This is a genomic window from Paracoccus nototheniae, assembly GCF_004335005.1.
GTDB lineage: Bacteria > Pseudomonadota > Alphaproteobacteria > Rhodobacterales > Rhodobacteraceae > Paracoccus > Paracoccus nototheniae.
In genome coordinates, this window is record NZ_RQRT01000216.1 from 1 (window position 1) to 416 (window position 416).

1 protein-coding gene is annotated in these 416 nt (G+C 44.7%); it reads left to right on the forward strand.

Annotated features, from left to right (window positions below):
* On the forward strand, nt 1-218 hold a 218-nt coding region (locus tag EG885_RS22515), incomplete at its 5' end, for a SirB2 family protein (RefSeq protein ID WP_165571283.1).
* Between the last annotated feature and the right edge of the window lie 198 nt (nt 219-416).

The window sequence follows — 416 nt, forward strand, 5'->3', positions numbered from 1 at the left end:
CAGGTGGCTGGATGCTAATGCAGCTGATGTCTGTCAATGCACCAGTGCAGTGGGCATTCGCGAAGATTGTTCTGTTGATTGCCGCCATTAGTGCTAGTATCAAGGCCTTTCGAGCGACTGCCACCCCTGCTCAGTCTAAAGCCGGTATGTTTATCGCGGCTATCGCTTATGTTGGCATTATTACTTTAGCCGTCATTAAGCCAGACAATTTTATTTAGACCATTATTTATCCCTCCTCAAAGGTCAGTTGCTCTTTGGACGTCAGTTCTTTATGCATCAGTGCTGATACGTTCGTGCTGTCCTTATGAGCCTGTGTTATAGTTTGTTAGTCAATAAAAGTTAGTTAGTCAATAAAGGTTGTCTGATTGTCTTGGAGTCATTATGCGCCCTAACCCCTCTCGCTCATTCACTATGCT